Here is a 17,066-nt window from a genome sequence, read left to right as displayed (position 1 = left end):
ATTAGCCACGACTGATATTAGCCGCAACTGATCACACGCGCAAGCACAACCTCAGATCGCGAGGGGGCGCGCGAGGTCGACCCGGTCGTGCTCCACGAGCCACCGGAACGCGTCGAGCACCGTCGCCTCGGCCGTGTACGCCGGTTCGTAGCCGAGCAGCCGCCGGGCCTTCTCGGTGCTGAACACCTGGCTGCGCGACAGGTGCTCCCAGCTGGCGCCCGCGTGCTCCGGGTCCGTGGTCTCGCGGAACCGGTCCCACGAGACGGACTCGAGCCGCGCCTCCTGGCCGAACCACGAGGCGACGAGGTGTGCGTACCCACGGGCGGTCAGCGCCGTCGACGCCGTGACGAAGAAGTCCTCACCGGCCGCCTCGTCGCGGTGCTCGACGGCCAGCTGGAAGGCCTGGGCGACGTCGTCGGCGTGCACGTGCGCCATCGCCTCGGCACCGAGGCCTGGGACCTCGACGGGCTCGCCGGCGGACAGCTTCGTCCACACCGTCGGGTCGAGGTTGCCGAGCGGTCCGATCGGCATCCACCCCGGACCGCTGATGTGGCCGGGGTGCAACGAGGTCGTCAGCAAACCCCCGTCGGCGGTTTCACGCCCGAGCATCCGGGCGATCGCGTCCTTCTGCACGCCGTAGTCGCCGAAGGGCTCGGTCCCGTTCTCCTCGGTGATCGGCAGGACGTGCGACGCCCCGGCGCGCCAGATCGACCCGCAGTGCACGAGGTGGGTGCCGGTCCCGCGGAGGGCCGAGACGAGGGCTTCGGCGGATGACATCGTGAAGCAGACGAGGTCGACGACGGCGTCGGCACGGAGCCCGGCGATCCGTTGGCCGAAGGTGCCGTCGCGGTCCTCCTGCTCGCGGTCGGCGGTGACCTGCTCGACCTGCTGCCACTCGGGGGAGTCGGCGTAGGGCGTGCTGGTCCCGCGGGTGACGGTCACGACCTCGTGACCGGACCGGACGAGACGGGGGACGAGGAAGGTGCCGATGTGGCCGGTGGCCCCGATGACGACGATGCGCATGCCCGTCACGGTAGGCGCACGCGGCCGGGCGTGGCAGGCCCGGACGGAACCCCTGTGACGGACGGGAGGGACGGCGCCGGCTGGCACCGTCCCTCCCGTCCCGCAGGCGGTCCGGACCGTCAGTCGGCGGTGATCACCTTCACGGACCCCGCGATGGTCGCGGCGTCCTCGGCGAGCCCGACCACCGGGTCCGGCAGGTGCGTGGTCGCACCGACCAGCTTCCGGGCGCCCCAGCCGACGAAGCTGCCGACGATCGCGCCGACGCCACCGAGGATCGCGCCCTCGATGCGCAGGTCGCGACGACCGGTCGTGCCGAGCGCGGCACCGACGAGCGCGCCGGACGCCACGCGCCCGACGAGGCCGGCGGGGGAGATGCGGTTCGGGGCCTGCGGCAGCTTGTCCCCGATCAGCTCGCCGATGGCCGAGGCGACCAGGACGCCGCGGCCGAGGGGCGTGCTGAAGACCTTCCAGTCCTGCCACGACCCCTTCAGCGAGGACCGGTCGTGGTTCAGGGCCATGACGGCCAGCGGGGTGGCGCTGCGGCCGCCGGAGAGGAAGCCCAGTGCCAGGGTGCGGACCAGGGTGTGCTGCTCGTGCTTCATGCTCATCGGTGCTCCTGTCGTGTCGGTCCGGACGCTACTCCCGAGCACTGAGCCGCCGCGAGTAGCGTCCGCGGCATGAGCAACGTCATCCTCTTCGGCGGCCACGGCAAGGTCGCCCTCCTCGCCACCCGCATCCTCACCGATCGCGGTCACACCGTCACCTCGGTCATCCGCGACCCCGACCAGGCCGACGAGATCCGGGCCCACGGCGGGCAGCCGAACGTCGCCGACATCCAGCAGCAGACCCTCACCGACTTCGCCGAGCTCATCCACGGACACGACGCCGTGGTCTGGTCGGCCGGGGCCGGCGGCGGCTCGGCGGACCGCACGTGGGCGATCGACCGCGACGCGGCCATCCTGTCCGTGCAGGGCGCCGCGAAGGCCGGGGTGGACCGGTACGTCATGGTCTCCTGGTCCGGTTCGCTCCTCGACCACGGGGTCCCGCAGGACAACGACTTCTTCGCGTACGCCCAGTCGAAGATGATCGCGGACGCGGTGCTCCGCGACTCCGGACTCCGCTGGACGGTCGTCGCACCGAGCACCCTCACCGACGACGAGCCCACCGGCTCCGTCGACTGGGACGGCTCGTCGACCGAGGTGCCCCGCGGTGACGTGGCGCACGTGGTGGCCGACGCGGTCGAGGGTGACGGCACGGTCGGGGAGACGATCCGCTTCAACACCGGGTCGACGCCGATCGCCGACTTCCTCCGCACGGCGGGCTGAGCGGTGGCGCGGAACCCCGAACCGTTCCGGGGCCGCCTGGCCCTGGTGACCGGCGCGAGCGGCGGCATCGGCGAGTCACTGGCCGAGGGCCTCGCCGCGGGTGGCTCGGACCTCGTCCTGGTCGCCCGGTCCGCCGACAAGCTCGACGCCGTCGCCTCGGGGATCCGCGCCCGCCACGGTGTCCGGGTGCGGGTGCTCCCCGCCGACCTGGCGACGACCGCCGGGGTCGACGAGGTCCTCTCCGCGCTGGACGGCACGCGGGTCGACGTCCTGATCGCGAACGCCGGTGTCGGGTGGCACGGCACCTTCGCGGAGCAGCCCGACGACGGCATCGTCCAGCAGATCGCGCTGAACGAGACGGCGCTGGTGCGGCTCACGCGGGCCTTCCTGCCCGGGATGCTCGCCCGCGGTGTCGGCGGCGTCATGACCGTCGCGTCGACCGCGGCGTTCCAGCCCACCCCGCACATGGCGCTGTACGGCGCGACGAAGGCGTTCGTCCTCTCGTTCACCGAGGCGCTCTGGTGGGAGACCCGCGGCCGGGGCGTCCGGGTGCTCGCCCTCTGTCCCGGACCGACCGCGACGGGCTTCTTCGACGCCGCCGGGGGTGGCTCGTTCCTCGAGGGCGGCCGGCAGACGGCGGACGAGGTCGCACGCGTCGGTCTGCAGGCGTTCTCCCGCGCCGGCGGCCCGACCGTGGTGTCCGGACTCCGCAACGCGGTGCTGGCGAGCGCGCACCGGTTCGTCCCCCGGGGCCTCATGACACGGATGTCCGCGATGGTGATGGAGTGACGGGCCGGACGGGACGCCGTCCGGTCAGCGCCCGAGCGGACCTCGTCGTCCCGCGGCCGGCGGCGTCGGGCGGCTGAACCGGGCACGTCGGTCGCGCGGCAGGTCGTTCCACACGTCGGCCCAGATCGCCTCGAAGTCGACCGGTCGGATCGCGCCCTGCCGGAGCGCCCGCTCCGGCACGGTCAGCGCGTCGAGCGAGGCGCCGAGCAGCCGGACGTCGCCGTGCACCTCGGGGCGTCCGTTGCCGTGGAACGTCGTCACGGTCAGGGTCCGCACGCCGGGTCGGAGTCGGCGGGCGGCGCGCCCGAGCACCAGGAACCCCGCGGCGTACAGCCCCACGGCGGCACCGGTCCCGAGGGCGGCGTGGGGGGCGAGCGCGGCCATCACGCCGATCGCCACGAGGGCGCCGAGTGCCGGCCAGGCGGACCACGCACGGAGCACCGCACGTTCGCCACGCGTCGTGCCCGGCGGGTAGACGACGAGCGTCCGGGTGCTCCACATCGTCCGGTCCACGGGCCGCACCGCGTACCGACCCCACACGTGCGGACCGTCCACCACGCGGGACCGGACGTCGGAGACGACGCTCACCGGACGACCTCGGCACGGACCGGCGCCACCACGTCCCGGTGCCGGATGGCGGTGACGCAGGGGAAGCAGAGCAGGTCGCCCTCCTGGACGTCCGACGGCAGCGGCGCCGGGAGGCGGTGGAACGGACCGTCGTCCGCGCCGACGCACGGCGTCAGGACGTACGTCCGCGTCGGTGCGGCGGTGCTCACGCGGCCGATGAGCCGCACCTCGTCGAGCACCGCGAAGCGGGGCAGCACGGCGTCGAGTTCGAGCAGGACGACACCGGTGCGGGGTCGTCGGACCCGCACGACCGAGGCCACGGCGACGCTCACCTCGCCCGGCGTCCACGTGCGCGGGCGGTACCGGGGCGGCGCCTGCTCGGCGGTGTGCACGCACGGGGTGCCGGCGAGTTCGGCGAGCCGGACCATCGAGACGGCGGCGACCAGGACGTCGCCGGTCGTGGGCTCGGTGTGGGCGGGCCAGAGGGTCGGGTCCACGGGGTCGGGGAGGGACGCGCGGAGCGTCGGGAGGATCGCGGTCAGGGTCACCACTCCACGATCCGGCGGGGGCGGCCGGGCGGACAGCGTCCTGACGGATCGCTGACGGCGTGCGCCGGATCCCGTGCGCGGTCCTGACGCGGCGAGCGCGGAGGACGCGACGAGGGCGCGGAACGCGCGGGGCGGCGGACGGGAGGCGCGGTGCGGGCTGGCACCGTCCCTCCCGTCCGTCCCTGGGTCACGCCGGCCGCATCACGCTCGTCGCGTCACGCGAACTGCGCGTAGAACCGCTCGGGCGCCTCGGCGAGCGAGGCCTTGACCCCGGCGCTCCAGTCGTCCACGACGACCTCGGCCGCGCCCCGCTCCACCCCGTCGAGCGAGCGCCGGGCGACCTCGGCCGGGTCGACCTTCGGCCCCTCGTACCCGGCCATCATGTCCGTGTCCGCGGCCCCGAGGTGCAGCCCCTGCACGGCGACGCCCCGACCGGCCAGTTCGAGGCGGACGGCGTTGGTCATGTTCCACTCGGCGGCCTTCGCGACGGCGTACCCGCCGGAACCCGGGTACGCGAACCAGGACAGCGCCGACAGGACGTTCACGATCGCGCCCCCGCCGTTGCCCTCGATCACCGGCGCGAAGGACCGGACCATGGCGAGGTTGCCCCAGAGGTGCGTGTCCAGCTCACGCCGGACGTCGGTCAGGTCGTCCGTGAGGAGCGATCCCTGGGTCGTGATCCCGGCGTTGTTGACCAGCAGCGTCACGTCGGACGCCCGGGCGGCAGCGGCCTCGACCGAGGCCTGGTCGGTGATGTCGAGGGGGAGCACCTCGACCCCGTCGACGTCCACCAGCTCGGGCCGCCGCGCCGTGGCGTAGACCTTGGCGGCGCCGCGCTCGAGCAGCTGCTGCACGAACCGTCGTCCGATGCCCCGGTTCGAGCCCGTGACGAGTGCGACCGATCCAGCGATGTCCATGGTGTCCCTCCTGCCGAGCGGGCACCTCCCGCAGCGGCTCGGCTACGCTAAGACCTCACATCCATGTGAGGTGCAAGGAGGAGATCGTGCGCATCGGAGACCTCGCCGCGGCGACCGGCGTGAGCGTCCGGTCACTCCGGTACTACGAGGAGCAGGGACTGCTCCGCGCGGACCGCACACCGAGCGGCCAGCGCGCCTACGCCACCCCGGCGATCGACCGCGTGCGGCTCATCCAGCAGCTCTTCGCCGCGGGACTGCCGAGTCGCACGGTGGTGCAGCTGCTGCCGTGCGTGGACGCCGGCGTGGCCACCGACGAGACGTTCGCGCTCCTCGTCGCCGAACGCGACCGGATCACGACGCAGCTCGCCGAGCTCGAGGCGGCGCGCGACCGGCTCGACGAGGTCATCGCGATCACCGAGCACCCGACGCCCGAGCACTGCCCGGCACTGCGGGACCGACCGGCGCAGGCCGCCTGATCAGCGGCGGCGCGCAGCCTGCCAGGTCTCGCGCGGCAGCACCCCGAACTCGTCGCGGTAGCTGCCCGCGAAGCGGCCGAGGTGCGCGAAACCGGAGTCGCGGGCCACGTCGCCGACGCTCCGGTCGTCGCCGGACTCCAGGCCCTCGCGGGCGAGCAGCAGCCGGATGCGCCGGAGGTAGGTCGTCGGTGTGATGCCGTGGTGTCGACGGAAGGCGTCCTGCAGGCCGCGGATGCTCAGGCCGGCCGCCGCGGCGACGTCCTCGACGGTGATCTGCTCGGTCGCGTGCTCGAGCAGGAACGCCTCGGCCCGGGCGAACCGGGCCGCCGCTGCCGTGCGGGGCTGGTCCTGACCGACCGGCCAGTGCGGGATGGCGGTCAGCAGGCCGCCCGCTGCGAAGCGGGTCAGCTCCCGTTCGTGCTCCTCGGTGACCTCCTCCGGTCCCCGCAGGACGTCCGCGGCCACCGCGCGCACCATCAGCCACCAGGCCGCGAGGGTCGGTCCCTCGGGGACGTGGTGCGGCTGGAACTCGATCGGTCCGGGGTGCCACGCACCGCGTTCGGCAGCCACCTGCTCGACCGTCGTCCGGTCGATGCGGATGAGGTCGAGCTGGAACCCGTCCCACCGGACGTGCTGGGGATCGTGGCGGAACAGTACGGGTCGGCCGGTCGGCACCGGGTCGCCGTCGACCGCACCGCCGCCGGACTTCAGCCAGAAGAGGACCATCGCGGTGTCGGCCTCGACCGTCCCCTCGACGACACCCGTGCTCGCCATCGAGACGAGGGACAGCAGGTCGGAGCCGCGACGCCGCTCCGCGAACGAGAACCCGGACTCGGCACCGTCGACCGTCGCGCGCCGGACGTCGGGGATCCGCGTGACGAGCTCGGCCACGTCCGCCGGGTCGGACGTCACGACCGACCACTGCGCGCGCTGCACGAGGGCGGTCACGGTCGGACCTGCCCGGGCGACGGTGCGGAGGCGTCCGGGGCGCCGAGCACCGCCTCCGCGATGTGTCGGGCCACCTGCTCGGGCGGGGTGTGCGTCGTGTCGACGACCTCGGCGGTGGCGTGCAGCCAGGTGCGCGCGGCCTCGGCGTACGGTCCGACGCGGCTGTACCGGAACGTGGACGGCCCCATGACCTGGTCGTGCTCGATCCGGTCCCGCAGGGTGGGCTCGTCGGCGTGCAGGACGAAGTGCCGGACCGGGATCCCGTGCCCGGCCAGTCCGTCGGCGATCTCCCGCCAGTAGCGCTCGACCAGGACCGTCTGCGGCATGACGAGCGTGCCACCCACGGATCCGAGGACCTGCCTCGCGGTCTCGACGACGAGCGGTCGCCACGGGTCCCAGTGCTGGAAGTCGTCGGTCGGCCACAGCTGCGGGTGGATGTCCATCAGGGTCTCGCCGACCTTCTCGGGGTCGAGCACGCGTGCGTCCGGCAGGAGCGGTGCCAGCAACCTGCTGGTGGTCGTCTTGCCCACTCCGTGCGTCCCGTTGATCCAGACGATCATGACCGGACCGTAGCGCATCCGGCTGCCGGACCGGGGGAGCGGGCGGACGCCGGGCGCGTGGCGGGGTCGCACCGCGCCCGGCGTCGGTCGCAGGTCACCCCAGGTGCGCGTAGTCCGGCAGGTCGATCGCCTCGGCCGGTGGGGTGGCGAAGCGCGCCCCGAGGCGCCCCACGACGGGCAGCGCCGCCACGCGGACGGCGGCGCCGAAGGCCGCGACCCCGAGGCGGGACGTCGGGTTCGCGAGCCGCGGGGTGCCGGGCGGGAGCCGCTGGGCGCGGGTGACGTACGGCCGCATGATCCGCTCGTACGCGCGGAGGGCGTCACGGTGGTGGACGTGGGCGGCGAGCTCCCCGGCGAGGACGTAGGCGCCGGTGAGGGAGAGGCTCGTCCCCATGCCGCTGACCGGCGACGCGCAGTACGCGGCGTCCCCGACGAGGACCACCCGACCGTCGAACCACCGCGGGGCGTGCACCTGCCCGATGGCCTCGGAGTAGAGGTCGTCGGCGTGGTCGAACCCGTCGAGGATCCGTTGGGCCTCCCACCCGGCGTCCCCGAACACGGCGTGCAGGCGTCGGCGCACGGCGTCGAGGTCCCCGCGGTCGGAGCCGGCTCGCTCCCGCCGGCGGTCCGTCACGACCGACACGGCCGCACGGATCGTCCCGTGCGGGTCGGGGCGGAGCGTGATCGACCGGCCGCCCGGGGCGTTGTACCAGCGCCACCAGTCGTCGTCCGACGCCGTCCGGGGGATCGTGCCGTAGGTCGTCTCGAGGCCGAGCGACCGGATCTCGGGCTCGTCGCCGAACACCAGTCGGCGGGTGCTCGACCCGATGCCGTCCGCCGCCACGACCAGGTCGAACCGGTCGTCCGGGCCGTGCTCGAAGCCCACGGTCACGCCGTCGTCGTCCTGGTCGATGCGGGTGATCCGGTCGCCGTAGCGGTACTCGGTGTCGTCGACCGTCCGGTCGACGAGCAGTCGCGCGAGGTCGCCCCGCAGGACCTCGAGCTCGGCGGTGGCCCCGTCGGAGTCGGAGGTCCCCGCGGCGAACGCGGCGATGGTCCTGCCGTCGGCGCGGACGAACCGGGTGCCGACCTCGCCGGTCGTGGCGGCACGGATGGCGTCCTCGACGCCCATCCGGCGAGCGACCTCGCGCCCGGCGCCGCGCACGTCGACGTTCTGTCCGCCGGTGCGGAGGGACGGTGCCCGCTCCACGATGACGGTCTCGAACGAGAAGCGGTGCAGCCAGTACGCGAGCGCGGGTCCGGCGATGCTCGCACCCGAGACGAGCACGCGTCCGAGAGGGTGGTGGGTCATGTTTCCTCATGTCGTTGATTACCAATGAGATTGGCAATGTACACGACTACCATGGACACGTGTCGAACGAGGAGCAGCAGATCCGGGGCGTGCGCGCCGACGACCGCACCGACCGTCACGACCGGGCGGCAGCACGTCGCGACGGACGCGTGCTCCCCGACGACGACATCCGCGCACGCGTCCAGCAGGTCGCCGTCCGCCAGCAGCGGTTCGAGCGGCACCTCGCCCGGGCGCTCGAGGTCGACGCGGCCGGACTCGAGGCGATGGACCACCTCATCGCGACCGGTCCGGCGACCCCGACCGAGCTCGCGCGACGCCTCGAGATCTCGACGGCGGCGATGACCCTCGTGCTGAACCGGCTCGAGGCCGCCGGACACGTCCGCCGCGAGCGCCACCCGAGCGACGGCCGCAAACTCGTCGTCACCGCCGCCGAGCGGTCGTCGGACCGCGCGTACGACCTGGTCCTGCCGCTGATCGACGGCATGGAGGCGATCGTCGACGACCTCGGGCCCGACGAGCGCGCGACCGTGCAGGCCTTCCTCGACCGACTGATCGGCGTCTACGACGACGCGATGGGCTGAACACCCGGACAGGATCGGCGACAATGGGCCGTGCCCTTCCGTGCCCTCCTCACCACCGCCGCCTCGGCGTTCGCCCTCGCGATCGTCCTCGCCACCGCGACGCCCGCCTCGGCCCACGACGTTCTCGCCGGGTCCGCACCCGCCGCGGACACCACGGTCCGGGGTGACCTCGATCAGGTCACCCTGACGTTCTCGGAGCCCCCGCTGGCGGGACTCGAGTCGGGCATCGTCATCAGCGTCACCGACCCGGACGGCACCGAGGTCGGCAGCGGGGACGTCGACGTCGACGGCAGCACGCTCCGCACGGCGGCCGACCTCACGACCGCCGGTGCCTACACGGTGACGTGGCGGAGCGTCTCGGTCGACGGCCACCCGATCTCGGGGAGCTACCGGTTCACGTCGTCCGGGGTGCCCGCCGCGAGCCCGACGACGGGAACGTCCGTGAGTCCGTCGGCGGCAGTGGCCGCACCCAGCGCGAGCGCGACGGCGTCGAGTGGTCCCGCGAGCGCCCTGGCAGACCCGTCCGGGCCGAGGGCGACGCCGTGGGTCCTCGGCGGGATCGCGGCGCTCGTGGCCGCCGCCCTCGTCACCGCGCTGGTGGCCGTCCGCCGCCGGACGGTCGCCGACGACTGACCCCGCCCGGATCAGCGCCCCGCGTAGCGCCCGCGGCGGTGCCGCCGGTCCCACACCGCGACGGCGATCCGGCCGACGCCGAGCGCGATCCAGGCCCCACCGACGATCCACCGCCACGCGTCACCGCCCTCGACCCCGGCGACCACGAGCCAGACCACGCCCAGGGCGGTCCACGCCACGGCCATCCAGATGGCCGGTCGCCCGACGATCGACCGCCACAGCTGCTCGTCCCCGGCGTCCTCGCTCATGGCCACACCGTAGACCGTCCGGTCCGCCCCGGCGAGGAACTGAGCAGATCGTCAGGCGCGATCGTGCAGCGTCACCTGGTACCCGTCCGGGTCGGCGAAGGTGAACGTCCGACCGAACGGACCGTCGATCGGCGCGGACACGATCGTGTGCCCGTCGGCGACCAACGCGTCGTGGATCGCCTGGACGTCGGTCGCGTGCAGCCAGATCGCCGCGCCGATGCCCGGCTGGGCCACGGCGTCCAGGTCGGTGCCGGGCACGAGGTCGCGCAGGGCGAAGGCGATCGGCGTGGTCTCGAAGACCACCGCGTGCGGCGGACCCGCCTGCGAGCGGACGAGGCCGAGGTACCGCTCGTAGAACGCCTGCGACGCGTCGAGGTCGCGGGTCTGCAGCGAGATGAAGTCGGGGCCGGTGACGGGCATGGGGTGCTCCTTCGTTGGTGTCAGTTATCTGACACGGATCAATGTATGTCAGACTACTGACATGCGTCAAGACGGGAACGGCATCGACCTCGACACGTCCCTCGGCTACCTGCTCAAGGAAGCGTCGAGCGCGCTCCGCACCGCGATGGAGGCCGTGCTGCGCCCGCTCGGCATGACCATCACGCACTACTCGTGCCTCGAACTGCTCGCGCAGCGGCCGGGGTCGTCGAACTCCGACCTCGCCCGCGGGGCCTTCGTGACGCGGCAGTCGATGAACGTGCTGCTGCAGGCACTCGAACGGGACGGCTCCGTGTCGCGTGCGTCGGAGGCACCGGTGGGCAAGGCGCTGCCGGTCCAGCTCACCCCGCTCGGTCGGGAGCGTCTCGCCGAGGCCTCGGCAGCGGTCCGCGGCGTCGAGCTCCGGATGCTCGGGGGGATGTCGTCCGACGAGCAGGAGGCAGCGCTCCGTGCCCTGCGGAGCATGGTCCGGGCGCTCCGCGACGACGCGTGAACGGTCCCGCTACGGTGCGACCGGTCGGCGCCCCGTGGACGACTGGAACCGCAGCAGGTAGCCGTCCGGATCGGTGACGAGGAACTGCCGCACGCCGGCCTCCTCGTCGCCCACGCGGTACCAGCGCGTCTCCGGCGGCATGAAGAGCTCGACACCCCCGGCGCGGAGCGACGCCGCGACGACGTCGGCGTCCGGCACCCCGATCTGCAGGTTGATCCCACGGCCGAGGGGTCGCTCGAGCGGCCCGGTGACCCAGTTGCGACCGACCCCGGCCTGCTCCAGCATCACGTGGGCCGACCCGAAGACCAGGTACGCGAAGCGCTCCTCCGGACGCGCGTAGCGCACGGTGAAGCCGCACAGGCCCACCCAGAAGGCGGTGCTGACGTCCACGTCGGCGACGAGGAGCTCGGGCACGAGCGCGGGATCCGGGTCGGGTGTCACGAGGCCATGGTGCCAGTCGTGGCGCCCCACGGCGCTCCGCAGAGCGCGGTCCAGGAGGCGCGGTGCGGCCGGGGTGGACGCGCTGCGGTCGGGCGCACGGTGCGTGACGGACGCGCACCGCGCCTCCTGAACGTGTGGACAAGATCCGTGCTCGCCGGACCGGCGACGCGTCGGCGGCCTAGCGTGAGAGCGTCATGGCACCCGAACACCGACTCCCTGCTGAGCCCGATGCGGCTCCCACCGTCGCGCACCACGAGGCGCACCACGCTGCCACCGCCGCGCCACCCGAGCGCACCGAGCACTCCGATGGCGGCTCAGGCGACCAGCCGGACCCGAACCGCTGGAAGGCCCTCGTCATCTGCCTGCTCGGCGGCGGCATCGTCCTGCTCGACGTGTCGATCGTCAACGTCGCGCTGCAGTCGATCTCGTCGGGCCTCCCCGGGGCGACCCCGGAGGCCGTGCAGTGGATCCTGTCGGGCTACGCGCTGTCCTTCGGGCTCCTGCTCGTCCCGGGCGGGCGGCTCGGCGACGCCTCCGGTCGACGCCGCATGTTCGTCATCGGCGTCGGGCTCTTCACCCTCGCGAGCGCCCTGTGCGGCTTCGCGCCGAACGGGATCGTGCTGGTCGTCGCGCGCCTGGTGCAGGGCCTCGCCGGTGGCCTGCTGACCCCCCAGGTGACCGCCCTCATCCAGCAGCTGTTCCGCGGCAAGGAACGCGGCACCGCGTTCGGCCTCTTCGGCGCCACGGTCGGCATCGCCACCGCGATCGGCCCGCTCGTCGGCGGCCTCCTCATCACCGCCTTCGGCACCGAGAACGGCTGGCGGTTCGTCTTCTTCGTGAACCTGCCCGTCGGACTCGTCACGATCCTCCTGGCCTTCCGTTACCTGCCGGCGGCGAGCCGGGCGGAACGCGGCCGGAAGCACGACTTCGACCCCGTCGGCATCGCCCTGCTCGGCGCCGCCGTGGTCGCCCTGCTGCTGCCGTTCGTGCAGTCGCAGGAGTGGAAGGGCACGGCGAAGTGGTGGCTCGTGGTCGCCGCCGTCGTGCTCGGAGTGCTGTTCGTCCTGTGGGAGCGGCGGTACGCCCGGTCGAAGGAGCCCGTCATCGACCTCGCGCTGTTCCGCCGCCGGTCCTTCTCGCTCGGCGTCGGACTCGCGACGCTGTACTTCGCCGGGTTCACGCCGCTGTTCTTCGTCCTGACGCTGGCCCTGCAGTCCGGCCTGCACTACTCGGCGCTGATGGCAGGCCTGGCCTCGCTGCCCTTCGCGATCGGCTCCGGGGTGGCGTCGACCATCGGCGGTCGCGTCGTCTCGCGGTTCGGCCGGCAGCTCATCGTCGTCGGGACGATCCTCGTGCTCGTCGGGCTCGGTGCCGTGATCTGGGTCGTCGCGAACCACTACCGGTCCGACCTCGGGTGGTGGCTCGTCGTGCCGCTCCTCGTCGCCGGGGTCGGCTCCGGGCTGACGATCTCGCCGAACCAGACCCTCACCCTGTCCGAGGTGCCGGTGGAGCAGGGCGGGTCGGCCGGTGGCCTCATCCAGGTCGGCGCCCGTGTCGGCTCCGCGATCGGCATCGCCGCCGTCGGCAGCGTGTTCTACTCGGCGCTCGCGAGCTCGAAGGGCGACTACTCGCAGGGGCTGCCGCTGGGGCTCGGCGTCGCGCTCGCGTTCGTGGCGGCCGCCCTCGTCGCCGGCATCGTCGACGTCGTGGTCGGACGGGTGCGGGGGACCGAGGCGACGGTGTGATCCGGGTCCTGACGATGCGCTATCGTCAGGACCAGAGGGAAAAGGCCCGCGCCCCACCGGCTGCCGGGTACTCACACGCGGCTCACGGGGGTCGCCACTTCGTCACCGAAGGAGTGCCCCGTGTCCGAAGTCCTCGCTCGCCCGCCGTTCGACCCCGAACTCGTGCCGTTCCTCGACGCACTGGCGGCACGCGGTCCCTTCACCGTCACGCCGGAGATGCTCCCGCACATGCGGCAGCTCGACGTCACCGAGGCCGAACTCGACGCACGGCTGCACGCCCGCGGGTACGAGCGTCGGCGCATCACCGTGCCCGGCCACCGCGGCGACTCGATCGACCTCGCCGTGATCCAGCGCGCCGGTCGAACGGGCGCGACCACGGGGGTCTACACGATCCACGGCGGCGGCATGGTGTTCGGCCACCACCTCGGGAACCTCGACTCCTACGACGACTGGCTGCTGGTCCACGACGTCGTGCTCATCAGCGTCGACTACCGCCTGGCTCCGGAGCACCCGGACCCGTACCCGGTCGAGGACTGCTACGCCGGCCTCGTCTGGGTGGCCGAGCACGCCGAGGAGCTCGGCATCGACCCCGACCGCATCGTCGTCGCCGGGCAGAGTGCCGGCGGCGGGCTCGCGGCGGGCACCGCCCTGCTCGCCCGCGATCGACGAGGACCGTCGCTGCTGGCGCAGATCCTCGTGTCGCCGATGCTCGACGACCGGGACGCCACCGTCTCGACGCGGCAGATCGACGGCGTCGGGGTCGCCGACCGGCAGCTGACCCGGTTCGGTTGGGACGCCTACCTCGGGGACCGTCGCGGTACCGAGGACGTGTCCGTGTACGCCGCCCCCGCACGGGCGAGCGACCTCGCCGGACTCCCGCGCACCTACATCGACTGCGGCAGCGCCGAGGTGTTCCGCGACGAGACCGTCGCCTTCGCGAGCGGGCTGTGGGCAGCGGGCGTCGACGCCGAGCTGCACGTCTGGCCCGGAGCCTTCCACGGCTTCACGAGCATGGTGCCCGACTCGACCGTCGCGAGGACCGCCACCGCAGCACTCGCCCGGTGGACGAGCCGGACGCTCGGTGACGTCGAGGATTGAATGGACCCGTGCGGGTACTGGTGCTGGGCGGGACGGGGTGGCTGGGACGGGCGATCGTCCGTGCGCTCCTCGCAACGGGGGCGGACGTCACGTGCCTGGCGCGCGGCGAGACGGGGACGGTCCCGGACGGCGCCCGGCTCGTCCGGGCCGACCGCCGGGCACCCGGCGCGTACGACGACGTGCGCGGCGCGTGGGACGAGGTGGTCGAGCTCTCGTGGGACCCCGACCTCGTCGGCCCCGCGCTCGACGCCCTCGCGGACGACGCCGCGCACTGGACCCTCGTGTCGAGCACCTCGGTGTACGCCCGCAACGACGAACCGGGTGCGGACGAGACCGCCGCGGTCGTCGAACCCGCCGACCTGACGCAGTACGCGGACGCCAAGGTCGCCGCCGAGCGGCGGAGCGTCGACCACCTCGGATCGAGGCTGCTGGTCGCCCGACCCGGCCTGATCGTCGGCGCCGGCGACCCGAGCGACCGGTTCGGGTACTGGCCCGGCCGACTCAGCCGTCCCGGGCCCGCGCTCGTCCCCACGACGGCCGGTCGCACGGTCCAGGTGATCCACGTCGAGGACCTGGCCCGCTGGATCGGCGATGCCGGACGGGCCGGTCGCACCGGGGTCGTCAACGCCGTCGGGGACGTCGTCCCGATGCATGACTTCCTCCGCCTGGCCGTCGACACCACGGGCTTCGACGGCGAGCTCGTCGAGGTCGCGGACGACGTCCTGCTGGCCCACGACGTCGCGTACTGGGCGGGGCCGCGGTCCCTGCCGCTCTGGCTGCCGCGCACCGACACGGCGCTGATGGACCGCTCGGCGCGGGTGTTCCGCGACACCGACGGCCGCACCCGTCCGCTCGAGGAGACCCTCGCCGAGGTGCTCGAGGACGAGCGGGCACGCGGTGTGGACCGGCCGCGGCGTTCCGGGCTCACGGCCGCCGAGGAGGCAGCGGTCCTCGCGGCAGTCCGCTGACGCCTCGCGCCCGGATCGACGCTCAGCCGCGCCGCCGGCGACGGAGCCGTTCGAACCACCCGGCCGTCGCGATCCCCTGACCCACGTCACCGCTCCCGGCCAGCGTGCCCGCGGCGAGGCCCAGGAACGTCGCACCGCAGGCGTCGCACAGCGTCCGCGTCGCCGTCCGGACCGGCTCGCCCTGGATGGGTCGTCGGCACTGGTCACACCGCTGCTGCATGGTCCCCCGATCGTCGGTGCTGGCTCCCGAGTCTGCCGCACCGTCGCATGGCCCTGCCGTGTGACGGACGGGAGACGGCCCCACCAGCCGGTTCCGGCGCACCGCGCCAGCGGTGCGACGGCCATGACGGGAGGGACGGTGCCGGCTGGCACCGCGCCTCCCGTCCGGCGGCGGGTCGCCGCAGCGTGCTCAGCCCTGGTTCACGGTGTCGGCAGCCCAGGACAGGTCGTCGTCGGGGTCGACCTCGAACGCCTCGAACCGCGGGTCCCCGAGGATGTCCGCCACCAGGGTCCGGCTCCCAGCGACGATCGTCGCGTCCCAGTCGATCTCGGTGGCGAGCACCCAGGCGTGGTCCTCGGGCCAGAGCATCTGCGGCGTGTGGCCCGGCGCGGGGTGGTCCTCGATGCTGACGGTGTCGAGCCAGTCGGGGCGGGCGAAGGTGTCGAGCGAGGCCGTCATCAGGTGGAAGCCGCGCCCCGGCCAGGCGAAGCGCGGACCCTCGAGGGCGTCGGCGACCATCCGTCTGCGGCGTCGCAGCTCGACGAGCGCCCGCTGCTGCTGCGCCGCGATGTCCGCCGCAGTGGGCTCCCCGAAGCCGAAGGATGCCGCGCTCGAGCCCGCTCCGAGGTCGCCCCATCCCTCCCACACGGCGGCGACGAGGTCGGTCGGCGTGGTCGTGGTCCGAGCGAGGTGCACGGTCAGGGCCGCGAGCAGGTCGGTGTCGAGTTGGCCCTCCTCGGGTGGCCCGACGGTCCAGCCGTCGTCAGTCTCGACGGCGACGGGCGGCGTCCGGCCGGACAGGTGCACCCACTGCACCAGCGGATGCACCCGCTTGCCGGTCCGTTCGGCGATGTCGGACCACCGCCACGGTCGCCCGTCCACGAGGAGCGGCACACCCCACTGGTCGGTCACGCTCGCGTCCCACCGATGTGCGGGCAGCGGGTGCAGGATCCGCGCGTAGGCCGCGAAACCGGTCCCGGCGACGCCGCCCGCCGTCGCCCATCCTCCGGCGCGTTCGAGCAACCAGTCCCCACGACCCACGTCCGCGATCAGCCCCATGGGGTCACGGTAGACCGGCGGAGCCGGATCGTCGCGCGGCGCTGCCGTCGAGGTGCGGCAGCCGACTCGTCGAACCGGCTGTTCACCCGAGCGCGCTGGTCGCGCTGCGGAGTTCCTGCAGCACGTCGAGCGCATGGCGCGCCAGTCCGTCGTCGTCGCTCGGCTCGCCCTCCGACCAGCGTGCGTACCCCTGCTTGAACGCCAGGACCCCCATCTCGCTCGCCAGCTGGGCGAGCGTCTCGGGCACCCCACGCTCACGGAGCGCCGTCACCATCGCCGCTGCCATACCGACGCTCTTCAGCGCGTCGCGTTCGCGGAGTTCGGCACTCGCAGCGACGGCGGCCTTGAGACGCGGGCCGAGCGCCCGGTTCCGCGGACCCATCTCACCAGAGGCTCGCTCGAGTCCGGCGGCGACGGCGTCCAGCGGGGTCGCCTCTGCTGGAGCCTCGGCGATCCCCTCGGCGAGGAGGCGACTGAGGGTCTCCTGCCCGGCGACGAGGAGCTCGCGCTTGTCCGGGAAGTGCCGGAAGAAGGTGCTCTTCGTCACGCCGGCGCGCTCGGCGATCTCGACGACGGTCGTCGCGTCGTACCCCTGTTCGGTGAACAGATCGACTGCGGCGATGACGAGTCGCTCACGTGCTCCCGGTTCCCATCGCGCCATGGTGCGATCCTAGCCG

22 protein-coding genes are annotated in these 17,066 nt (G+C 73.5%); 9 read left to right on the top strand and 13 right to left on the bottom strand.

Translation table 11 applies throughout. The annotated features are described in order from the left end of the window. Nucleotides 1-51: 51 nt before the first annotated feature. Complete coding sequence (locus tag ACNQOV_RS01135) at nucleotides 52-1,023, bottom strand: NAD-dependent epimerase/dehydratase family protein (RefSeq protein ID WP_416393000.1); 972 nt, start codon at nucleotides 1,021-1,023, stop codon at nucleotides 52-54. Nucleotides 1,024-1,142: 119 nt separating this feature from the next. After that, nucleotides 1,143-1,631, bottom strand: coding sequence for a DUF4126 family protein (locus ACNQOV_RS01130; RefSeq protein WP_416392999.1), 489 nt, complete (start codon nucleotides 1,629-1,631; stop codon nucleotides 1,143-1,145). Nucleotides 1,632-1,700: 69 nt separating this feature from the next. Between ACNQOV_RS01130 and ACNQOV_RS01125 the strand changes: the two genes are divergently transcribed. Then, nucleotides 1,701-2,348, top strand: a complete 648-nt coding sequence (locus tag ACNQOV_RS01125) for an SDR family oxidoreductase (RefSeq protein WP_416392998.1) — start codon at nucleotides 1,701-1,703, stop codon at nucleotides 2,346-2,348. 45 nt (nucleotides 2,349-2,393) lie between these two features. Then, a complete protein-coding gene (locus ACNQOV_RS01120; protein WP_402266344.1) occupies nucleotides 2,394-3,137 on the top strand; it encodes an SDR family NAD(P)-dependent oxidoreductase in 744 nt (247 codons plus the stop codon). A gap of 24 nt (nucleotides 3,138-3,161) precedes the next feature. On the opposite strand, the gene ACNQOV_RS01115 is transcribed toward ACNQOV_RS01120, so the two are convergent. The 3 genes from ACNQOV_RS01115 to ACNQOV_RS01105 form a co-directional block, all read right to left on the bottom strand. After that, nucleotides 3,162-3,725 carry a DUF6611 family protein gene (locus ACNQOV_RS01115; protein ID WP_022906781.1) on the bottom strand — a complete coding sequence of 188 codons (564 nt, stop codon included), beginning with the start codon at nucleotides 3,723-3,725 and terminating at the stop codon, nucleotides 3,162-3,164. Next, nucleotides 3,722-4,252, bottom strand: a complete 531-nt coding sequence (locus tag ACNQOV_RS01110; RefSeq protein ID WP_042723742.1) for a hypothetical protein — start codon at nucleotides 4,250-4,252, stop codon at nucleotides 3,722-3,724. Before ACNQOV_RS01110 ends, ACNQOV_RS01115 begins: the two co-directional genes overlap by 4 nt. A 215-nt stretch (nucleotides 4,253-4,467) precedes the next feature. Next, nucleotides 4,468-5,169, bottom strand: coding sequence for an SDR family oxidoreductase (locus tag ACNQOV_RS01105; RefSeq protein ID WP_416392997.1), 702 nt, complete (start codon nucleotides 5,167-5,169; stop codon nucleotides 4,468-4,470). 86 nt (nucleotides 5,170-5,255) lie between these two features. Between ACNQOV_RS01105 and ACNQOV_RS01100 the strand changes: the two genes are divergently transcribed. Continuing rightward, complete coding sequence (locus ACNQOV_RS01100; RefSeq protein WP_031262038.1) at nucleotides 5,256-5,645, top strand: MerR family transcriptional regulator; 390 nt, start codon at nucleotides 5,256-5,258, stop codon at nucleotides 5,643-5,645. Here the strand turns inward: ACNQOV_RS01100 and ACNQOV_RS01095 are convergent, their stop codons facing one another. From ACNQOV_RS01095 to ACNQOV_RS01085, 3 genes are all read right to left on the bottom strand, one after another. Then, entirely contained in the window at nucleotides 5,646-6,593 is a 948-nt protein-coding gene (locus tag ACNQOV_RS01095; RefSeq protein WP_416392996.1) for a helix-turn-helix domain-containing protein, read from the bottom strand. It abuts the gene before it with no gap. Then, nucleotides 6,590-7,153 (bottom strand): AAA family ATPase, encoded by a 564-nt coding sequence (locus ACNQOV_RS01090; protein WP_416392995.1) that lies wholly within the window; start codon nucleotides 7,151-7,153, stop codon nucleotides 6,590-6,592. Before ACNQOV_RS01090 ends, ACNQOV_RS01095 begins: the two co-directional genes overlap by 4 nt. A gap of 94 nt (nucleotides 7,154-7,247) precedes the next feature. Beyond that, entirely contained in the window at nucleotides 7,248-8,465 is a 1,218-nt protein-coding gene (locus tag ACNQOV_RS01085) for an FAD-dependent monooxygenase (protein ID WP_416392994.1), read from the bottom strand. A gap of 59 nt (nucleotides 8,466-8,524) precedes the next feature. Between ACNQOV_RS01085 and ACNQOV_RS01080 the strand changes: the two genes are divergently transcribed. Further along, entirely contained in the window at nucleotides 8,525-9,046 is a 522-nt protein-coding gene (locus tag ACNQOV_RS01080; protein ID WP_022906774.1) for a MarR family winged helix-turn-helix transcriptional regulator, read from the top strand. 30 nt (nucleotides 9,047-9,076) lie between these two features. Beyond that, the gene (locus ACNQOV_RS01075; RefSeq protein ID WP_022906773.1) at nucleotides 9,077-9,679 is read left to right on the top strand and encodes a copper resistance CopC family protein; all 603 of its coding nucleotides are present in this window, start codon (nucleotides 9,077-9,079) and stop codon (nucleotides 9,677-9,679) included. An 11-nt stretch (nucleotides 9,680-9,690) separates the two neighbouring features. Here ACNQOV_RS01075 and ACNQOV_RS01070 read toward each other — a convergent pair whose 3' ends face one another. Then, entirely contained in the window at nucleotides 9,691-9,927 is a 237-nt protein-coding gene (locus ACNQOV_RS01070; protein WP_022906772.1) for a hypothetical protein, read from the bottom strand. Between the two features lie 51 nt (nucleotides 9,928-9,978). After that, a complete protein-coding gene (locus tag ACNQOV_RS01065; protein ID WP_022906771.1) occupies nucleotides 9,979-10,347 on the bottom strand; it encodes a VOC family protein in 369 nt (122 codons plus the stop codon). Between the two features lie 61 nt (nucleotides 10,348-10,408). On the opposite strand from ACNQOV_RS01065, the gene ACNQOV_RS01060 reads away from it, so the two are divergent. Beyond that, entirely contained in the window at nucleotides 10,409-10,858 is a 450-nt protein-coding gene (locus ACNQOV_RS01060) for a MarR family winged helix-turn-helix transcriptional regulator (protein WP_416392993.1), read from the top strand. 9 nt (nucleotides 10,859-10,867) lie between these two features. Here the strand turns inward: ACNQOV_RS01060 and ACNQOV_RS01055 are convergent, their stop codons facing one another. Next, a complete protein-coding gene (locus ACNQOV_RS01055; RefSeq protein WP_416392992.1) occupies nucleotides 10,868-11,299 on the bottom strand; it encodes a bleomycin resistance protein in 432 nt (143 codons plus the stop codon). 194 nt (nucleotides 11,300-11,493) lie between these two features. On the opposite strand from ACNQOV_RS01055, the gene ACNQOV_RS01050 reads away from it, so the two are divergent. The 3 genes from ACNQOV_RS01050 to ACNQOV_RS01040 all read left to right on the top strand — a co-directional run bounded on the left by ACNQOV_RS01050 (nucleotide 11,494) and on the right by ACNQOV_RS01040 (nucleotide 15,110). Then, the gene (locus ACNQOV_RS01050) at nucleotides 11,494-13,044 is read left to right on the top strand and encodes an MFS transporter (RefSeq protein ID WP_416392991.1); all 1,551 of its coding nucleotides are present in this window, start codon (nucleotides 11,494-11,496) and stop codon (nucleotides 13,042-13,044) included. Nucleotides 13,045-13,164: 120 nt separating this feature from the next. Further along, complete coding sequence (locus tag ACNQOV_RS01045; RefSeq protein WP_416392990.1) at nucleotides 13,165-14,142, top strand: alpha/beta hydrolase; 978 nt, start codon at nucleotides 13,165-13,167, stop codon at nucleotides 14,140-14,142. Nucleotides 14,143-14,150: 8 nt separating this feature from the next. Beyond that, the gene (locus ACNQOV_RS01040) at nucleotides 14,151-15,110 is read left to right on the top strand and encodes an NAD-dependent epimerase/dehydratase family protein (protein WP_416392989.1); all 960 of its coding nucleotides are present in this window, start codon (nucleotides 14,151-14,153) and stop codon (nucleotides 15,108-15,110) included. Between the two features lie 409 nt (nucleotides 15,111-15,519). Here ACNQOV_RS01040 and ACNQOV_RS01035 read toward each other — a convergent pair whose 3' ends face one another. Both ACNQOV_RS01035 and ACNQOV_RS01030 read right to left on the bottom strand, forming a co-directional pair. Beyond that, nucleotides 15,520-16,389: a hypothetical protein gene (locus tag ACNQOV_RS01035; RefSeq protein ID WP_416392988.1), complete on the bottom strand. Its 870-nt coding sequence runs from the start codon at nucleotides 16,387-16,389 to the stop codon at nucleotides 15,520-15,522. A gap of 82 nt (nucleotides 16,390-16,471) precedes the next feature. Beyond that, nucleotides 16,472-17,050, bottom strand: a complete 579-nt coding sequence (locus ACNQOV_RS01030) for a TetR/AcrR family transcriptional regulator (protein ID WP_416392987.1) — start codon at nucleotides 17,048-17,050, stop codon at nucleotides 16,472-16,474. Between the last annotated feature and the right edge of the window lie 16 nt (nucleotides 17,051-17,066).

It is taken from the genome of Curtobacterium sp. LFS084, from assembly GCF_047977705.1.
Taxonomy (GTDB): domain Bacteria; phylum Actinomycetota; class Actinomycetes; order Actinomycetales; family Microbacteriaceae; genus Curtobacterium.
The sequence above is the reverse complement of the archived record's forward strand: the minus strand, read 5'-3'. Positions and strand labels throughout refer to the sequence as shown.